Consider the following 674-nt stretch of genomic DNA (forward strand, 5'->3'; position numbering starts at 1 on the left):
CTGCGTGACAGGCAGGCATGTTAACCGCTACACCACGGGACCATTTGGTTGCGGGGGCAGGACTTGAACCTGCGACCTTCGGGTTATGAGCCCGACGAGCTACCACTGCTCCACCCCGCGATAATATAATGTTTGAACCTGTTTTCAGTACCCAGTTTGTAAAAATGGAGGAGGTAGAGGGATTCGAACCCCCGCGCGGTGTTACCCGCCTGTCGGTTTTCAAGACCGATCCCTTCAGCCAGACTTGGGTATACCTCCGTTATGATTAGTACGTTAACTGGTGGACCTTACAGGACTCGAACCTGTGACCGGACGGTTATGAGCCGTCTGCTCTAACCAACTGAGCTAAAGGTCCTTTAAGATGGCGGCAGAGGGAGTCGAACCCACGACCTTTCGGGTATGAACCGAGTGCTCTAGCCAACTGAGCTACACCGCCAGGATCTTTATTTTGGTTACAAAAAATATGGTGGAGCCTAGCGGGATCGAACCGCTGACCTCCTGCGTGCAAGGCAGGCGCTCTCCCAGCTGAGCTAAGGCCCCATAAATGATGGTCGGAATGACAGGATTCGAACCTACGACCCCTTGGTCCCAAACCAAGTGCTCTACCAAGCTGAGCTACATTCCGAAATAATATGGCGCGCCCGGCAGGAGTCGAACCCACAACCTTCTGATCC

Annotated in this window: 6 tRNA genes; all 6 read right to left on the reverse strand. The window is 53.7% G+C overall.

Going from position 1 to position 674, the window contains the following annotated elements:
• Positions 1 to 45: 45 nt before the first annotated feature.
• Positions 46 to 120: transfer RNA gene (locus M3166_RS18950), tRNA-Met, on the reverse strand.
• Between the two features lie 45 nt (positions 121 to 165).
• Positions 166 to 258, reverse strand: a tRNA-Ser gene (locus M3166_RS18955).
• Positions 259 to 278: 20 nt separating this feature from the next.
• Positions 279 to 355, reverse strand: a tRNA-Ile gene (locus M3166_RS18960).
• 7 nt (positions 356 to 362) lie between these two features.
• Positions 363 to 436: transfer RNA gene (locus tag M3166_RS18965), tRNA-Met, on the reverse strand.
• A gap of 28 nt (positions 437 to 464) precedes the next feature.
• Positions 465 to 540: transfer RNA gene (locus M3166_RS18970), tRNA-Ala, on the reverse strand.
• 8 nt (positions 541 to 548) lie between these two features.
• Positions 549 to 625: transfer RNA gene (locus M3166_RS18975), tRNA-Pro, on the reverse strand.
• Positions 626 to 674: the final 49 nt, after the last annotated feature.

The sequence above is a fragment of the Solibacillus isronensis genome (genome assembly GCF_023715405.1).
Classification (GTDB): Bacteria; Bacillota; Bacilli; order Bacillales_A; family Planococcaceae; genus Solibacillus; species Solibacillus isronensis_B.